15 protein-coding genes are annotated in these 16,051 nt (G+C 57.3%); 9 read left to right on the top strand and 6 right to left on the bottom strand.

Annotated features, from left to right (window positions below; all coding sequences use genetic code 11):
- Nucleotides 1-73 precede the first annotated feature (73 nt).
- From pgk to GS630_RS05020, 7 genes are all read left to right on the top strand, one after another.
- A complete protein-coding gene (gene pgk, locus GS630_RS05050; RefSeq protein ID WP_171618790.1) occupies nucleotides 74-1,264 on the top strand; it encodes a phosphoglycerate kinase in 1,191 nt (396 codons plus the stop codon).
- A 150-nt stretch (nucleotides 1,265-1,414) separates the two neighbouring features.
- Nucleotides 1,415-1,714, top strand: a complete 300-nt coding sequence (locus GS630_RS05045) for a septum formation initiator family protein (RefSeq protein WP_171179659.1) — start codon at nucleotides 1,415-1,417, stop codon at nucleotides 1,712-1,714.
- Nucleotides 1,715-1,890: 176 nt separating this feature from the next.
- Nucleotides 1,891-2,880: a pyruvate dehydrogenase (acetyl-transferring) E1 component subunit alpha gene (pdhA, locus tag GS630_RS05040; RefSeq protein ID WP_171618788.1), complete on the top strand. Its 990-nt coding sequence runs from the start codon at nucleotides 1,891-1,893 to the stop codon at nucleotides 2,878-2,880.
- A gap of 15 nt (nucleotides 2,881-2,895) precedes the next feature.
- Complete coding sequence (locus tag GS630_RS05035; protein WP_171234496.1) at nucleotides 2,896-4,260, top strand: pyruvate dehydrogenase complex E1 component subunit beta; 1,365 nt, start codon at nucleotides 2,896-2,898, stop codon at nucleotides 4,258-4,260.
- Nucleotides 4,261-4,263: 3 nt separating this feature from the next.
- Nucleotides 4,264-4,749 carry a hypothetical protein gene (locus tag GS630_RS05030; protein ID WP_171179653.1) on the top strand — a complete coding sequence of 162 codons (486 nt, stop codon included), beginning with the start codon at nucleotides 4,264-4,266 and terminating at the stop codon, nucleotides 4,747-4,749.
- 14 nt (nucleotides 4,750-4,763) lie between these two features.
- Nucleotides 4,764-6,074: a pyruvate dehydrogenase complex dihydrolipoamide acetyltransferase gene (locus GS630_RS05025; protein WP_171179651.1), complete on the top strand. Its 1,311-nt coding sequence runs from the start codon at nucleotides 4,764-4,766 to the stop codon at nucleotides 6,072-6,074.
- A gap of 154 nt (nucleotides 6,075-6,228) precedes the next feature.
- Complete coding sequence (locus GS630_RS05020) at nucleotides 6,229-6,471, top strand: hypothetical protein (RefSeq protein WP_171179649.1); 243 nt, start codon at nucleotides 6,229-6,231, stop codon at nucleotides 6,469-6,471.
- 7 nt (nucleotides 6,472-6,478) lie between these two features.
- Here the strand turns inward: GS630_RS05020 and cysE are convergent, their stop codons facing one another.
- On the bottom strand, nucleotides 6,479-7,288 hold the full coding sequence (cysE, locus tag GS630_RS05015; protein ID WP_171179647.1) for a serine O-acetyltransferase: 810 nt from the start codon (nucleotides 7,286-7,288) through the stop codon (nucleotides 6,479-6,481).
- 84 nt (nucleotides 7,289-7,372) lie between these two features.
- On the opposite strand from cysE, the gene GS630_RS05010 reads away from it, so the two are divergent.
- The gene (locus tag GS630_RS05010) at nucleotides 7,373-7,711 is read left to right on the top strand and encodes a TraR/DksA C4-type zinc finger protein (protein WP_171234501.1); all 339 of its coding nucleotides are present in this window, start codon (nucleotides 7,373-7,375) and stop codon (nucleotides 7,709-7,711) included.
- Here GS630_RS05010 and GS630_RS05005 read toward each other — a convergent pair.
- A complete protein-coding gene (locus GS630_RS05005) occupies nucleotides 7,692-7,988 on the bottom strand; it encodes a hypothetical protein (RefSeq protein WP_171179643.1) in 297 nt (98 codons plus the stop codon). The two genes, GS630_RS05010 and GS630_RS05005, sit on opposite strands and share 20 nt — an antisense overlap.
- Nucleotides 7,988-10,504, bottom strand: coding sequence for a glycoside hydrolase TIM-barrel-like domain-containing protein (locus GS630_RS05000; protein WP_253740648.1), 2,517 nt, complete (start codon nucleotides 10,502-10,504; stop codon nucleotides 7,988-7,990). The genes GS630_RS05005 and GS630_RS05000 overlap by 1 nt, the downstream gene beginning before the upstream one ends.
- Nucleotides 10,505-11,304: 800 nt before the next feature.
- Between GS630_RS05000 and GS630_RS04995 the strand changes: the two genes are divergently transcribed.
- A complete protein-coding gene (locus GS630_RS04995; RefSeq protein ID WP_171618784.1) occupies nucleotides 11,305-12,570 on the top strand; it encodes a DEAD/DEAH box helicase in 1,266 nt (421 codons plus the stop codon).
- An 85-nt stretch (nucleotides 12,571-12,655) separates the two neighbouring features.
- On the opposite strand, the gene mltG is transcribed toward GS630_RS04995, so the two are convergent.
- The 3 genes from mltG to GS630_RS04980 form a co-directional block, all read right to left on the bottom strand.
- Nucleotides 12,656-13,813 (bottom strand): endolytic transglycosylase MltG, encoded by a 1,158-nt coding sequence (gene mltG / locus GS630_RS04990; RefSeq protein WP_171618782.1) that lies wholly within the window; start codon nucleotides 13,811-13,813, stop codon nucleotides 12,656-12,658.
- Nucleotides 13,814-15,079 carry a beta-ketoacyl-ACP synthase II gene (gene fabF / locus GS630_RS04985; protein ID WP_171618780.1) on the bottom strand — a complete coding sequence of 422 codons (1,266 nt, stop codon included), beginning with the start codon at nucleotides 15,077-15,079 and terminating at the stop codon, nucleotides 13,814-13,816. It abuts the gene before it with no gap.
- A gap of 194 nt (nucleotides 15,080-15,273) precedes the next feature.
- Nucleotides 15,274-16,017, bottom strand: a complete 744-nt coding sequence (locus GS630_RS04980) for a HisA/HisF-related TIM barrel protein (protein ID WP_171179609.1) — start codon at nucleotides 16,015-16,017, stop codon at nucleotides 15,274-15,276.
- Between the last annotated feature and the right edge of the window lie 34 nt (nucleotides 16,018-16,051).

Here is a 16,051-nt window from a genome sequence, read left to right as displayed (position 1 = left end):
TGACGCATTGACCTGAGGGTAAAATGCAGGAAAAGAACCGCCTAAATCGGTTGCCAATGACGAGGATCGCAAGATGAGCTGGAAAACACTGGACGATATGGACTTGGGTGGCAAACGCGTCTTGGTGCGTGTGGACATTAACGTACCGGTCGTGGACGGCACTGTCACCGACGCAACGCGTATTGAACGGATCGTGCCCACAGTGCGCCACATTCTTGCTGCGGGCGGAAAGCCGATCTTGCTGGCGCATTTTGGACGTCCGGGCGGCGAGCGACGCGAGAATCTTTCGCTCAAGCAGTTGGTGCCAACACTGGAAAGCGCGTTCGGCGCGCCGGTCTTGTTTGCCGCTGATTGCGTCGGAACCGAGGCGGAGTTGGCGACCGAAGCGCTTCAACCAGGTCAGGTATTGCTGCTGGAAAACACCCGTTTTCACGCTGCCGAGACCAAGAACGACGCCGATCTGGCCGCAGGCATGGCCAAGCTTGGTGATGTCTATTGCAATGACGCGTTCTCGGCCGCACACCGGGCCCACAGTTCAACCGAAGCACTGGCGCGGCTTCTGCCTGCATGTGCAGGCCGTCTAATGCAGGCCGAACTTGAGGCACTGGAAGGCGCTTTGGGTGCTCCGAAACGGCCTGTAACGGCAGTTGTCGGGGGCGCCAAAGTTTCGACCAAGCTGGAGCTGCTTGGCAACCTTATCAACAAGGTGGACTATCTGGTTATCGGTGGCGGAATGGCCAACACGTTTCTGGTTGCCCAAGGGATCAACGTCGGAAAATCATTGGCGGAGCGCGACATGCAGGGGACCGCAGCTGAGATTCTGGCCAAAGCCGAAAACTCCGGTTGCACTATCGTTCTGCCAAAGGACATCGTGGTCGCACAGAAGTTTGAAGCCCATGCACCACATCAAACGCTGCCCACAGATCAATGCCCCGAAGACGGCATGATCCTGGACGCAGGCCCCGAAAGTGTTGCTGTCATCACAGACATCTTTTCAAAAAGCCAAACCCTGATCTGGAACGGCCCGCTGGGCGCGTTCGAGCTGGAACCTTTCGATGCAGCCACCAATGCAGCGGCTCTGAAGGCAGCCGCCTTGACGCGTTCGGGACAATTGGTTTCGGTCGCAGGCGGCGGCGACACTGTTGCAGCCCTGAACGCATCGGGTGCAGCGCATGATTTCTCATACATTTCCACCGCGGGTGGCGCGTTTTTGGAGTGGATGGAAGGTAAGACCCTTCCTGGCGTTGCAGCGTTGGAGCAGTAAGGTTTTACTGCGCGTGCCGAGACATTCTGACTCATCCCCTGATTTTTCCGCGTCAGGGGATTCACAAGCCGAATCACCTGTGACATAGTGCTGAAAGAGGTCCAAAAAGGACCCGTTATTGAGGCAAGTTTTCATACGGCGGTAAACAGAGTGTCCCGTTCCCATCGGCCCGGTTTGGGCGCAGTTGCTTTCTTCTCGGTGGCTTTCATGCTGGGTGTCTACTTCACCTTCGCTGCCGTGCAAGGAGACTATGGTCTGTTTCGGCGGGTCGAGATTGCAGCGGAACGGGACGCTCTGTCGCGCGACTTGGCGAAACTGAACGCCGAGATCACCGAGATGGAAAACCTGACCCTAAGGCTGTCCGATACCTACCTTGATCTAGATCTTCTGGACCAACAGGCACGTTCGGTTCTGGGTATGATCCGCGCAGACGAGATTGTCATTCGCTGACCTGATTTGGATTTTTCGTCGAAAAATCTGGCACATCCAAAATTTTACCCTGCTTCGACAAGCGTGGCTCAGCGCAATCCGACGCTGCGTCACATTTACCCTCGCCAGATAGCATCAAATGCTTTATGAGATAGTTTAACGCTAAACTATCTGTCCGAAAGGGGGAGATCGCCACAATGGCTGCGCGAAAAACCACAAAGAAACCAAACGTTTCTGCGGAAGAACTCAAGACCTACTACCGCGAGATGCTTTTGATCCGCCGATTCGAGGAAAAAGCAGGCCAGCTTTATGGTATGGGTCTGATTGGCGGCTTCTGCCACCTTTATATCGGACAGGAAGCCGTTGTTGTCGGCCTCGAAGCGGCAGCTCAGGAAGGGGACAAACGCATCACCTCGTATCGCGATCACGGCCACATGTTGGCCTGCGGTATGGATCCGGGCGGCGTTATGGCCGAACTGACCGGGCGCGAAGGCGGCCTTTCCAAAGGCAAGGGCGGCTCGATGCACATGTTCTCGAAAGAGAAGCATTTCTATGGCGGCCACGGCATCGTTGGCGCACAGGTTCCGCTGGGTGCAGGTCTGGCCTTTGCTGACAAATACAAAGAGAACGGTGGCGTGACATTCACCTATTTCGGTGATGGCGCGGCCAACCAGGGGCAAGTCTATGAGACGTTCAACATGGCCGCTCTCTGGGATCTTCCTGTGGTCTTTGTGATCGAAAACAACCAATACGCCATGGGTACAGCGCAGGCGCGCTCGACATCGTCGCCGGACATCTACGTGCGCGGCGAAGCGTTTGGCATCCCCGGCGAGATCGTCAACGGTATGGATGTGTTGGCGGTTAAGGCCGCAGGTGAAAAAGCTGTTGCCCACTGCCGTGCGGGCAAAGGCCCTTACATCCTTGAGGTCAAAACCTACCGGTATCGTGGCCACTCGATGTCTGATCCGGCCAAGTACCGCACCCGCGAAGAGGTTCAGAAGGTCCGCGAGCAGAGCGATCCGATCGAACATGTGCGCGAGCTTCTGCTGAGCGGCAAACACGCAACCGAGGATGATCTGAAGGCGATCGATAAAGAGATCAAAGAGATCGTCAATCAAGCCGCCGAATTCTCGAAAGAAAGCCCCGAGCCTTCCGTCGAAGAGCTCTGGACCGACATTTACGCCTGAGAGGACGAATAAGACATGGCAACCGAAATTCTCATGCCCGCCCTTTCGCCCACAATGGAAGAGGGCACGCTGGCCAAGTGGCTGGTTAAGGAAGGCGACACTGTATCTTCAGGCGATATTATGGCCGAGATCGAAACCGACAAGGCGACGATGGAATTCGAAGCGGTCGATGAAGGGATCGTTGGAAAAATCCTGATCGCTGAAGGGACCGAAGGGGTCAAGGTGAACACCCCTATCGCGGTTTTGGTGGAAGACGGCGAAGACGCCTCTGCCCTGCCCGCAGCGGCTCCTGCAGCAGAAGCGGCAGCCGAGGCTAGCCCCGCAGCGGCCCCTGCCCCCGCTGCTGCACCTGCCGCACCGGTGGTCGATCTGTCGCCTGACTGGCCTGCTGATGCAGAGATGAAGTCTGAAACCGTCCGCGAAGCACTGCGCGACGCGATGGCCGAGGAAATGCGCAGCGACGAAGACGTCTACCTGATGGGTGAAGAAGTCGCCGAATACCAGGGAGCGTATAAGATCAGCCAAGGTCTGCTGGACGAGTTCGGCAGCAAACGCGTGATCGACACCCCGATCACCGAACATGGGTTTGCAGGTATCGCTGTTGGTTCGGCCTTTGGTGGTCTGAAGCCGATTGTCGAGTTCATGACCTTCAACTTCGCCATGCAGGCGATTGACCAGATCATCAACTCTGCCGCCAAGACGCTTTACATGTCAGGCGGTCAGATGGGTTGCCCAATCGTATTCCGTGGCCCCAACGGTGCTGCCGCGCGCGTGGCTGCTCAGCATTCTCAGGATTACGCTGCCTGGTACATGCAGGTACCTGGACTGAAAGTTGTGATGCCCTATTCGGCCGCGGATGCCAAAGGTCTGCTGAAGTCGGCAATCCGTGATCCCAACCCCGTAGTTTTCCTGGAAAACGAAATCCTCTACGGGCGCTCTTTTGAAGTACCGCAAGTGGATGACCTGGCCATCCCGCTGGGCAAAGCGCGCATTTGGCGCGAAGGGTCCGACGTGACCATCGTCAGCTTCGGTATCGGCATGCAATACGCGCTTGAAGCCGCCGACAAGCTGGCCGAAGAAGGCATCAGCGCCGAAGTGATCGACCTGCGCACCATCCGCCCGATGGATACCGGCGCGATCATCAACTCGGTTATGAAAACCAACCGTCTGGTAACCGTTGAAGAAGGCTGGCCGCAGGGTTCCGTCGGCAGCTACATCAGCTCAGTGGTGATGCAGGAAGCGTTCGACTATCTCGACGCCCCGGTCATCAACTGCACCGGCAAGGATGTGCCAATGCCCTATGCCGCGAACTTGGAAAAGCTGGCGCTGATCACCACCGATGAGGTGATCGCCGCCGTCAAACAAGTGACCTACCGATAGGCGATGACCCCCGGGAACGTACATAATCCTGCGGGCGTGGACTGGCTGTTCGAAAGCCTCGTCTCCGCGCGCAAGGATAACAACCGCAACCTGCTTTATGTCTGTGCGGCGTTCCTGGTGGTTTCCTTTGTCAGTATTGCGTTCAATCTTGAGGCCTTCGACCAGATCTCTTTCGATCTGCTATCGGTCGAGGGCAACCTGACCAGCGCTTGGCCGATCCGAGCCATGCTGTCTGTTGCCTGTGTCGTGTCTTATGCCTCGGTCATTTACATCGTACTCGAGCAGCAGCGCCTGCAACTGGGTATGGACTATCTGGCAACCATTGAACACAGCGACGCCGCAGCGCTTGGTCTGTTCACCGAGTGGCTCGAAAAGAACCATCCACGCGTCTCGAAGGCGCGCTCTGTGGTCGTGGGGGTGTTCGTCACCTTCTGCGCGGCCATTCTCCTGATCGACATCGCAACGCTGATATACTCATTTTCGAAGTAAGAGGACATGAAGACATGCCCACCGAAATTCTGATGCCCGCCCTATCCCCAACTATGGAGGAAGGCACGCTTGCAAAATGGCTCGTCAAAGAGGGCGACGCAGTCTCGTCCGGCGACCTGCTGGCCGAGATCGAAACCGACAAGGCCACGATGGAGTTCGAAGCCGTTGACGAAGGCACCATCGGCAAGATCCTGATCCCCGAGGGGTCTGAAGGGGTCAAGGTAAACACCGCCATCGCGGTTCTGCTGGAAGACGGCGAAAGCGCGGATGACATCGCAGCAACGCATGCCGCAGCGCCTGTGGCTGCACCAGCGGTCGCTGCGGGCACAGAGGCTGCTTCGGCAGCGACAACTGAGGCGCCTGCACCTGCCCCAGCGGCTCCGGTCACGGCAGATGGCGGTCGCGTCTTTGCGTCACCTCTGGCCCGTCGGATCGCGGCACAAAAAGGTCTGGATCTTTCGCAGATCAGCGGCTCGGGGCCGCATGGCCGTATCGTCAAGGCAGATGTTGAAAGCACCACGGCGACCACTGCTACGGCTGCTGCGGCACCGGCCCCAACTGCGGCTGCTTCGGCTCCTGTTGCGGCACCTGCCGGCCCCTTGGCAGATATGGTCGCACGCATGTACGAAGGTCGCGAGTACGAAGAAATTCAGCTAGACGGTATGCGCAAGACCATTGCCGCGCGTTTGGGCGAAGCCAAGCAGACCATCCCGCATTTCTACCTGCGTCGCGACATCAAACTGGACGCGCTGCTCAAGTTCCGCAGCCAACTGAACAAGCAGTTGGAAGGCCGTGGCGTGAAGCTGAGCGTCAATGATTTCATCATCAAGGCCGTCGCAAACGCGCTGCAACAGGTTCCAGCCTGCAACGCAGTTTGGGCGGGCGACCGGGTGCTGCAATTGAAACCTTCGGACGTGGCTGTTGCTGTTGCGATCGAAGGCGGCTTGTTCACCCCGGTTCTGCAAGATGCTGACATGAAGTCGCTGTCCGCCCTGTCTACCGAGATGAAAGACCTTGCAGGCCGCGCCCGTGAGCGCAAATTGGCCCCGCATGAATACCAGGGCGGCACCTTTGCCATCTCGAACCTAGGCATGTTCGGCATCGATAACTTCGACGCCATTGTGAACCCGCCGCATGCCGGAATTCTGGCTGTAGGAACCGGTGTGAAAAAGCCTGTTGTCGGAGATGATGGCGAATTGACCGTGGCAACCGTGATGTCTGTCACAATGTCCGTGGATCATCGCGTCATCGACGGGGCGTTGGGGGCGGAACTTCTCAAGGCCATCGTCGATAATCTGGAAAACCCGATGGTCATGCTGGCCTGAGGAACTGAATCATGCCCCCGTCCAAGCTCTTGCCGGGCGGGGGCATCCTATCTCTTGGCGCCGAATTGAGCCCACGTGATCGGCGCATCAATTGCCTAAAGCAGTCTGCTCTCCCACCTTGTTCTTTAAGATTAAGACAGAAGGAGAGTGCGCTGTGACCCGCAAGAACCTTGTTCAAAGCCTGATAATTTTGGCCTTTCTGACCGGAACGGCATCAGACGAGGCGATTGCGAAACCGAACAGTTATCCGGGTGAGCACTCGAAATTCAATTCCAACGATCCTGCGGCGATTGCCGAGCAGAAAGCTGAACAAAAGCGGCGCAAAGAATTGCGCCAGCAAAAACGAGAGGAACGCAAGCGCAAGCCGTTGGAAAAACGCACCAACCGCTTGAAGTGATTTTTACCTACTGGTCTTTGCCCAGCATATGATCCATCGAAATTGCGGGTTGGTCACATCCCGCCTCGCCCACGATCTTCGCCGGGATACCTGCAACAGTTTTGCACGCTGGCACGGGTTGCAATACCACCGAACCGGCAGCGATACGGCTGCAATGGCCCACTTCGATGTTGCCCAGCACTTTTGCCCCGGCTCCAATAAGAACACCGTTACCGATCTTGGGGTGACGCTGTTCCTCTTCCTTGCCGGTCCCACCCAGCGTTACAGAGTGCAGCATTGAAACATTGTCACCCACAACAGCAGTCTCACCAATCACAATCGAATGCGCGTGGTCGATCATGATACCCTTTCCGATTTTTGCGGCTGGGTGAATGTCGATTCCGAAAATCTCGGACGAGCGCATCTGGAAGAAGTAGGCCAGATCATAGCGACCTTTGTTCCACAGCCAATGCGCGACGCGATAAGCCTGCATGGCCTGGTAGCCTTTGAAATACAGGATTGGCTGCAAAAGGCGGTGGCATGCTGGATCACGTTCGTAAACAGCCATTAAATCGGCCCGCGCCGCTTCGATCACATTGGGATCATCACCGTAAGCCTCATCGACAATCTCGCGCAGGACCATCATCGACATTTCGTTAGAACACAGCTTGGCCGAAATCCTATAGGAAAGCGCGCGCTCAAGACTGCGGTGATGCAGGATACAAGCGTGCACAAGGCCGCCCATAAGTGGCTCTTGTTCAACGGCCGCATGGGCCTCGGATGTGATGCGGTTCCACACCGGATCGACCGGCGTCACATGGCTGCGCTTTTCAAACATGGCTTTTGATCCTTTGCTGCGCCTAGAATGCCATTTAGTGGCAAAAAGACCAAACGCAAACCCATGATCTGCTGCGCAACAAAAATGAATGAGTCCGAAAGCACATATTTCGAAACAAAAATTCGCGAGCGGCTGGCCGAGCTTGAGCAGCTTTCTGCGTCAGCCCTAAAGGCGCAGGCGGTGGTCGAATTGGATCAGCAGGCTATTGGGCGGCTGAGCCGAATGGACGCCTTGCAAAACCAGGCGATGGCAAAAGCACAGCAGGCCAACCGCGACATTGAAAAGAGCCGGCTTCAAGCCGCTTTGGTACGGATTGAGGAGGAAGAGTACGGGTATTGCGAAGATTGCGGCGATCGTATCCCGGATGGGCGGTTGTCTTTGGACTTGGCTGCCAGCAAATGCGTTAGCTGCGCTGCCGGGTGATCAGAAATCTGGACAGATGGTGCAAAACCGTTTCAAAACACTGGCAATATTGCAAGTTGTCGAACCCTGGCTCATCTGCCAGGGCTCTGTTGCGAGCAACGGCCATGAGAGAGCCGTTGCCGTGAATGGGATGAAGCCGCCCGGTGTTTTTAAGATGCTCGTCGGCCAGTTCCGCCTCATGGATCATCCGAACACATAGACGGGTCCGTTCCGCTTGCGGCACGGTCAGCAACGCGCGCGCCGCTGCGCTGACATCTCCGTGCAGGACTGGGCGCATCAGATCACCAGCCCCACTGTCAAACGCGACGACAAACCGGGGCCATAGATCGCCGACACCTGCGCCACATTAAGCTCGTACGCGCCAGTGACCCCATCCGCCGCCTTCATGGACGCAGAATAAGTCCAGTACGGCTCGGCGATGAGTTCTTCGCGCATCAAGGTGCCATTGGCACGGATGCGCACAAGGTAAGATTCGCTTTCCTCGCCCAATGGAATCTCAAATCCCGACCAATCGTCAGCGTCAAGACGCGCGCGCCGTATCCAGCTAAATGCATCACCGGATAAGCTGGATTGCACACTCAAGTGCGCCGGAGCGTAAGGGCGCAGTCCGTTACCATCAAACGAGGCGATCAGATGTTGGAAAGACGGGTCATCATAGCGTCGGTTTGCCGGGCCGATCCTATAGTGCTTGGCCATTCGACGTTCATTGCGTCGCAAGTTGATCTGCTGGATCTGCGTGTTCAACAACACAAACACGGACCCATCCGGCCAGACATCCGGCATCAGCGCATCCGTACCCAGTTGCCCCCTGAGACGGCCGCTCAGGGCATAAACACCGGGCGCTTCCAGGGTCGCGTCAGAGAACTGGAATACCTCCCAATTACCGGGCGACCCATCACCGATGGCCGCCAGGTTAACGCCATTCAGAACCGATCCGCGCGTACGCGATTCCAATTGACCCGAGACAAGCTTGACCCGCAGCGCGGGGCCTTCGTCCCAAACCCCCGTTTTGGCGCGGTGCAGTGGTGTTTCCGTGGTGCCAACAACTGCCTGCCTTTGGATGATGTCGCTTAAAGTGTACGATTCGTCACTGGACGAAGAGTAAACAACAGCGGCACCAGGCCAAGGATCGCCCGACACGGCAAGATACGGAGCATGCGGCGTTTCCGCCCCGGTGATCAACGGCAGATCCAGAAAGATCGGCAATACAGGCGTTGGCGCGGCATAGGGTTTGACTGTCGGCCTGTCATCTTTCAATTCCGACGCTTTATAGACGCCTTGTTCAACCCGGACCGCCTCGGCCAATTGCAAGTCAGATGTTTCCAGACGGTCGATGCGATAGATAGGGCTGTTTACAGCATCCGATAACCGAACCAGGTCCCCCGCCCCCAGATGCAATTGCGAAGGTGGCAATGCAAACCTGAGAGTATCACGCGCAACCCGAGCTTCGCTGAGCCATCTTTCGGCTGTCTGACGGCCTTCCGTGCGTGTCATCGACAAGGGCATTTCGTTCACGGACACAGCATGGGTTTTATCTTCGGGCAGCACGGCTTCTTCGGCAACCAGTTCATGGTCGGAATCTGACTGCACAAATCGCAGACGAACCCGCCCGGTCATTTCGGCTTCGGCCTCGCGCCTGTGTTCCAGCGTACCCTCCAGATCGCTGCTTACAGCCAGATGATCGGAGTCCAGCGTGACCGCACCGTAGCCGTCGCGCATCTGGAACCGTAATTGACCGTCCCGTTCGATCGCGTCGAAACCATACCGCAGCATCAAAGGCTGCAACGCAGATCGCGCATTGGTCACATCTTCGATGACATATCCCCGAACCACGCCATAAAGCCGCGAGACGTCAATATCCGTCACACCTGCCCCATGGCATATTTCGGTCACGACAGATGCAAGCGTGCGCGATCCGGACCGCCCGTTCAGCCAATGCCCACGGGCATAGTTCTTACCATCATCCCACTGTCTTTGCAGATTGGGGAACGTAGGAAATGGACGAGTGTCCCAGGCCCAGACGTAAGCGTTCGCCAAGTCCAGCATCCGAGAGCCATAGATATGTGACACAGGATTGACTGCGGGATCGTTCCAATACCCAAGAGTCGCCGTCAGGTATTGCGCCTGAATGAAATCATCCCGCAATCCGTTCGAATACGCAGGCAACAGCGATTCCGAAGACTTAGGGTCCAGGAACTTGTTGGGCTGGTTGGTACCTTTGTCAATTGCTGCACAGCCTAGTTCATCCACCCAGGCCGCATCAAACTGTGGTCCCCTCAACCCCTCCGGGTCATGCGCCGAAAACGCCTGCGCCTCGGCCCCGTTGGGCCAGATCAACTTGCGCTCCGATGCCTTCCACACAGGCCGCCGGTCCGGCGGCGAGCATTGCAAAATTCCACTGTCGCCAAAGATCATCACATCGCGCACCTGATCGAAGGTCTCGCCAACCAACGCCACGCGACTGGCCTCGCCACGATCCAACGGCTTGGCCCCCTCAACCATCGCCCGTACCCATTCAGACCCGGCGCGCGTCTTGCCCGCGCCGCGCCCGCCCATGATCACCCATGACCGCCAATCGCCCTCGGGCGGCAACTGATGCGGCAGCGCCCAGAACTCGAACAGGAAAGGGAGGGCACACAGCCCCCCCTCCCCGATCTCACTCAGAAATCTCTCCCGCACCGCAGCATCGGCGGAGGCGAGCCAACCTGCACCCGATTTCAAATCGAGCGCGCTCAAGGTCGAGCGCGTACCCCCCTTGGGCAATTCCGGCTTGTCTGTGATGTTGTTCGACAAAGCTTGTCTCCACTTTCTGACAACTTCGGATCAGCCCCTCTAACTGCCCGAGTTGCCTGGCTGAACCAGCAAGATCTGCATCCTCCCCGGCACCGATCTGTTTGCGCAGGTCTTCCGCCGCTTGCCGCAGATCGCGAATGGACCTCTCAAGCGACTGCAACAAATCAGCCGTCTGGGAAATCCGCTCTTCCGGGGTAATCAAAGTCATGTTTGCCTGTGACCTCATGCGTGAGTTTTCTCCGCACGAGAGAAACGAAAAACGGCCGCTGGGTTTCCCCGTGGCCGTTGCCCACTTCTTCTAGCATGACACAACTTATATGGATTTAAGTTCGCAATGTCAATTAGTTACGCAACACGAACGCAACAGGGAGCGTACGCAGAAGTAAGACTTTCAGCCCCCCTGCATAGCTGCTTCGCGAATACTGCTCTCGTTGAAAAACCATCAAAACCACCCTCTTGCTTCAGGACGTCACTCAAAACCGGGCTAAGAAACGCGTTAAATTTGACACCCTCGCTGCCAACGCATGGCTCCATTTACAAATGCTAGCTTGACAATCCTTCCCTCAACCCCCATTTGCCGCCAATCAAAGCGCTGCTGCGTGAGCTTGCGCGGACCTCTTCCGCCCTACAGCGCCCGATCCACATTACAGTTCCCCATCACGCAGGGTTCTTGACGCGACGACCGGATAGCGCAGGGTGCGCCTGCCCGTCCCGAGGTCTCGCACAACCCTGCTGGTCGCCACATGCGACCCGTCACGATCTGTCCGTGGGCGATAGCTCCGGACAAAAAGGATAATTTTTTGTTCGACTTCGACATGCTGGGCCTTGCCCCCGCACTCAACAAAGCACTGAAAAGCGCCAATTTCACACAACCCACCCCGATCCAGAATCAAGCCATTCCGCTGGCGCTGAATGGGCACGATATCCTCGGGCTGGCCCAAACTGGTACAGGCAAGACACTGGCCTTTGGCCTACCTCTGATCGACCACCTGCTGGCTCAGCCGGGAAAACCTGATCCAAAGACAGCCAAAGCGCTGATCCTTGCACCGACCCGCGAACTGGTGAACCAAATCGCCGACAGCCTGCGCTTCCTAACCAAAGGCTCCAAGCTGCGTGTGGCGACCGTTGTGGGCGGACAATCGATCAACAAGCAGATCATGTTCCTGTCCCGTGGCACTGATATTCTGGTCGCAACCCCCGGTCGCTTGATTGACCTAATGGACCGAGGCGCGGTTGACCTCGGCGCAGTCCGGCATCTCGTGCTTGACGAGGCAGACCAGATGCTTGATCTTGGCTTTATTCACGCATTGCGTCGCATTGCACCCGCTTTGGGAACGCCGCGTCAAACCATGCTGTTTTCCGCGACCATGCCCAAGCAAATGGAAGAACTCAGCCGAGCCTATCTGAATAACCCGCAACGGGTGCAGGTTTCGCCTCCGGGCAAGGCCGCCGATAAAATTACTCAGTCCGTGCATTTCGTCTCAAAACCCGAAAAGCCAGCCAAACTGCGCGAGATTCTCTCACGAGACAGCAATGCCCTAACGCTGGTGTTTTCGCGCACTAAACACGGGGCCGAGCGGTTGATGAAGGGACTGGTGGCCGACGGCTACAACGCCGCTTCGATCCATGGCAACAAAAGCCAGGGGCAACGCGACCGCGCGATCAAGGCGTTTCGCGCAGGCGAGGTCAATGTCCTGGTGGCCACCGACGTCGCAGCCCGTGGTATCGATATCCCCGGTGTTGCCTATGTCATCAATTTCGACCTGCCCGAAGTGCCAGATAATTATGTCCACCGTATCGGCCGCACAGCCCGTGCCGGGCGCGAAGGTGAGGCTATTGCCTTCTGCTCTCCGGAAGAAGTCGATTTGTTGCTTCAGATTCAGAAGCTGATGAAGATCGAAATTCCAGTGGCAAGCGGCTCCATGCCCGAAGGGATAGAAACTCAAAAACCGGCGCGTCGCCAGAACAACCGCCGCCGGGGGTTCAAGCCCAAACCGGCAAATGGTGCTGGCAAACCTTCAGGGTCAAAAGGTCGACGTCCCCGCCGCAGGCGTCCTGCTGCGTAGCGCCCACACCTAATTCAAAATGAATCGCCGACGTCAGACAACCCTCTGACGTCGGCGTTTCTTTTGAAAGCGTTTAAGGTTCGGATTAATTCCCCGAGTTCCGCTCGGCTTCAATCTCGCGCCACTTGGCTACGTTACGATTGTGCTCCTGCAACGTCTCTGCAAACGCATGACCGCCGGTACCATCGGCCACAAAGAACACAAAGCTGGTGTCATCCGGCGCAACAGCAGCCTCAAGACTTGCCAAACCTGGGTTCGCAATCGGGGTCGGCGGCAACCCATCGATTTGGTACGTGTTCCACGGCGTTGGGCGATTCAACTCGCTGCGCCGCAAACCCCGACCCAAAGTGCCCTGCCCTTTGGTCACGCCGTAGATGACCGTCGGGTCCGTCTGCAACCGCATCCCTTGATTCAGGCGATTCACGAACACGCTGGCTACTTGACCACGCTCTTCGGGAACTCCGGTTTCCTTTTCGATGATCGAAGCAAGGATCAGCATCTCTTCGGGGCTTTCCAGCGGCAAGCCATCCTGACGGTTTTCCCAGGCCGCATTGATCCGAAGCTGCTGTTTATCTTGCATGGCTTGCAGGACGTCGTTGCGGTCCTGACCGGCCACAATGTCATAGCTGTCTGGAGCCAACATCCCCTCGGCCGGAATCTCAGTCACTTCTCCGGCCAGCGCCTCGAAGGACTTCAACGCCTCAACCACCTGCCACGAGGTCACGCCTTCGGCCAACGACACACGGTACCTGGTATCGGCCTCGTTACGTTTTTCGGTATAGGTTTCTGGCGCCTCTTCCTCCAACGCATCGAAAGACGCGATTTCATCAAACTCCAACGTCGCGGGGTTCAGCTCGCGCACCCGTGTCTGGGCACGGGTCACGCCGATGCGGTATTCGATCTCGGATCCGCAGGTGCTGGCACCGCTGCTGGTAATCTCAGCGATGATCTGCTCCATCGACGCGCCTTCGCGCACCAGAAAGCTACCGGCTTTCAGCTGCTGCGCGCGGTCGGTGTAATCCGCTGCCATCCGGAACAGCGTCGCATTGCTAATCGCGCCCTGATCTTCCAGTTCCTGACTGACACGCGTCATGTTCGATCCGCTTCTAACCTGCAGGCAGATTGCGGTTTCAAGCGGGCCTTCCGCCTTGTACTGAGATTGCCCCCAAAGGATCAGACCGCCCATCAGGAACAAGCCGACCACCAACATGGTCAGAGCATTCGAAGCAATGGCCCGCCACATTTAGCTGACCTTTCCAAAGATCACGCTGGCATTGGTACCGCCAAACCCGAACGAGTTTGACAGAGCCACGTTGATCTCACGCTCGCGCTTGGCATTCGGTGCCAGATCAATCGGTGTTTCGACAGCCGGGTTGTCCAAGTTGATCGTCGGCGGCGCAACCTGATCACGGATTGCAAGAATCGAGAAAATTGCCTCAATCGCGCCCGCAGCCCCCAGCAAGTGCCCAGTGGCTGACTTTGTCGATGTCATTGTGGCATTTGCCGCATGATCACCCAGCAGGCGTTCCACAGCACCCAACTCAATCGTATCCGCCATGGTCGAGGTGCCATGCGCGTTGATATAGTCCAGATCTTTCGGCTCCAGCCCGGCACTGCGCAGCGCGGCCTTCATCGAACGTTCGGCCCCATCGCCATCCTCTGACGGCGCGGTGATGTGATACGCATCACCCGACATGCCATAACCCAGAACTTCGGCATAAATCTTGGCTCCACGTGCTTTTGCGTGTTCGTAGTCTTCCAACACCACGATGCCCGCACCCTCGCCCATGACGAACCCGTCGCGGTCGACGTCATAGGGACGGCTGGCTTTCTTCGGGTCGTCTGCATATTTCGTCGACAGCGCCTTACAGGCATTGAAACCTGCAATCCCAATCTCGCAGATGCAGCCTTCGCCGCCACCTGCAACCATGACGTCCGCATCACCCGCGCGGATAATACGGCTGGCATCACCAATCGCATGGGCACCAGTCGAACAGGCAGTCACAACAGAATGGTTCGGCCCTTTGAACCCGTGGCGGATCGACACCTGACCCGAGGCCAGATTGATCAGAGCACCCGGAATAAAGAACGGCGACACCCGGCGCGGACCTTTGTCACGGATCAGATTAGCGGTGTTGGCAATCGAGCCCAACCCACCAATACCCGAACCAATCAGAACACCTGTTCGCAGACGGTCTTCTTCATCTTCCGGCAACCAGTTTGCGTCCTTGCAGGCCATTTCCGCAGCCGCGATCGAATACAGGATGAAGTCTTCGATCTTGCGCTGTTCTTTCGGCGGCATCCAATCATCAGGATTGAACGTTCCGTTGGTACCATCCCCGCGCGGCACCTCGCAGGCATAGGTCGTTGTGACCCCGCTTGCCTCAGCGTCGAAATGCGTGATGGGGCCTGCGCCGGATTCCCCGTCCAGCAACCGCGACCATGTTTCCTCGACCCCGCTGGCCAAAGGAGTGACCAATCCAAGACCGGTTACAACGACTCTGCGCATGAAGTGCCTCTTGCCTGCTTCCTGTTATGAGAACCGCTCATACCCCGGCCCGGGGTCCGGGGGCAAGAGCAAGGGCGATTTCCGCGCCGGCATCCTGCCGCCGATCACCCAGAGAAACGCGTATTTTAAGGAAAACACAGTACCCGCCCTTTCACGCGCGCAGCAGAAAGGGCGGGATGGTTTGTTTATTCGGCTTATTGGAACTGCGCCACTGGCTCGTGTGCGGCCTTAGCCATCTCCAGAGCATCTGACAATTCCAGCGACTTTCGGAACAGCGCCCGCCCGACAATTGCGCCCGAAATGTTCGGGATATAGGCCAGACGGGATATATCGTCCGCCGTGCGCACGACTCCGCTTGCAATTACCGGGGTCCGGGAATGCCCGGCGATCCCGGAAATCAAACCAAGCTGCGCGTCTACATCTTCCATGTCGCTATCGATATCCGTGACGACAATCGCTGCAAACGGAACGCCCTCAAACGCGTCAATAAATGCCTCGGGTGTAAAGGCGCTCTGGTTACGCCAGCCATCCGTCATGACAAATCCCTGCCAGACGTCGACAGACAGCACGATCTGATCCGGATAGAGCTTGGCCAGTTCTTTGACCAGATTCGGCTCCAGCGCGGCCAACGTGCCGATAACGACACGCCCCACCCCTTTGTCGATCCAGTATTCGACCTGTTCACGTGTGCGCATACCGCCGGCCAGTTGCACGGGAATCTCTGCTCCGCGAATGATTTCCTCAATCAGCTGGGCGTTGGTGTCCTTGCCTTCAATCGCGTCGAAATCAGTCAGATGCATCCATTCGGCACCTGCCTCGGCCCAGCTCCGCGCGGTTTCAACCGGATTCACATGCCAGATCATCGCGTTATCCAGACGGCCTTTATCCAGCGTGACACACCGGCCGTTCTGCAGTTCCATCGTGGGGTAAATCCTCATGAGCTTGCTCCTCCGCTCAATCGCTCTGAAAATC

Source organism: Ruegeria sp. HKCCD7303 (assembly GCF_013111185.1).
Lineage (GTDB): Bacteria > Pseudomonadota > Alphaproteobacteria > Rhodobacterales > Rhodobacteraceae > Ruegeria.
Note: the sequence above shows the minus strand (reverse complement) of the source record. Positions and strands in the feature narration are given on the sequence as shown.

Coding starts and splice junctions, on each gene's coding strand:
- mltG (WP_171618782.1), bottom strand. CDS start 13,813: ATGTGGCGGGCCATTGCTTCGAATGCTCTGACCATGTTGGTGGTCGGC.
- cysE (WP_171179647.1), bottom strand. CDS start 7,288: ATGTTTGAAAAGCGCAGCCATGTGACGCCGGTCGATCCGGTGTGGAAC.
- GS630_RS05035 (WP_171234496.1), top strand. CDS start 2,896: ATGGCAACCGAAATTCTCATGCCCGCCCTTTCGCCCACAATGGAAGAG.
- GS630_RS04980 (WP_171179609.1), bottom strand. CDS start 16,017: ATGAGGATTTACCCCACGATGGAACTGCAGAACGGCCGGTGTGTCACG.
- GS630_RS05010 (WP_171234501.1), top strand. CDS start 7,373: ATGAATGAGTCCGAAAGCACATATTTCGAAACAAAAATTCGCGAGCGG.
- fabF (WP_171618780.1), bottom strand. CDS start 15,079: ATGCGCAGAGTCGTTGTAACCGGTCTTGGATTGGTCACTCCTTTGGCC.
- GS630_RS05025 (WP_171179651.1), top strand. CDS start 4,764: ATGCCCACCGAAATTCTGATGCCCGCCCTATCCCCAACTATGGAGGAA.
- GS630_RS05030 (WP_171179653.1), top strand. CDS start 4,264: ATGACCCCCGGGAACGTACATAATCCTGCGGGCGTGGACTGGCTGTTC.
- pdhA (WP_171618788.1), top strand. CDS start 1,891: ATGGCTGCGCGAAAAACCACAAAGAAACCAAACGTTTCTGCGGAAGAA.
- GS630_RS05005 (WP_171179643.1), bottom strand. CDS start 7,988: ATGCGCCCAGTCCTGCACGGAGATGTCAGCGCAGCGGCGCGCGCGTTG.
- pgk (WP_171618790.1), top strand. CDS start 74: ATGAGCTGGAAAACACTGGACGATATGGACTTGGGTGGCAAACGCGTC.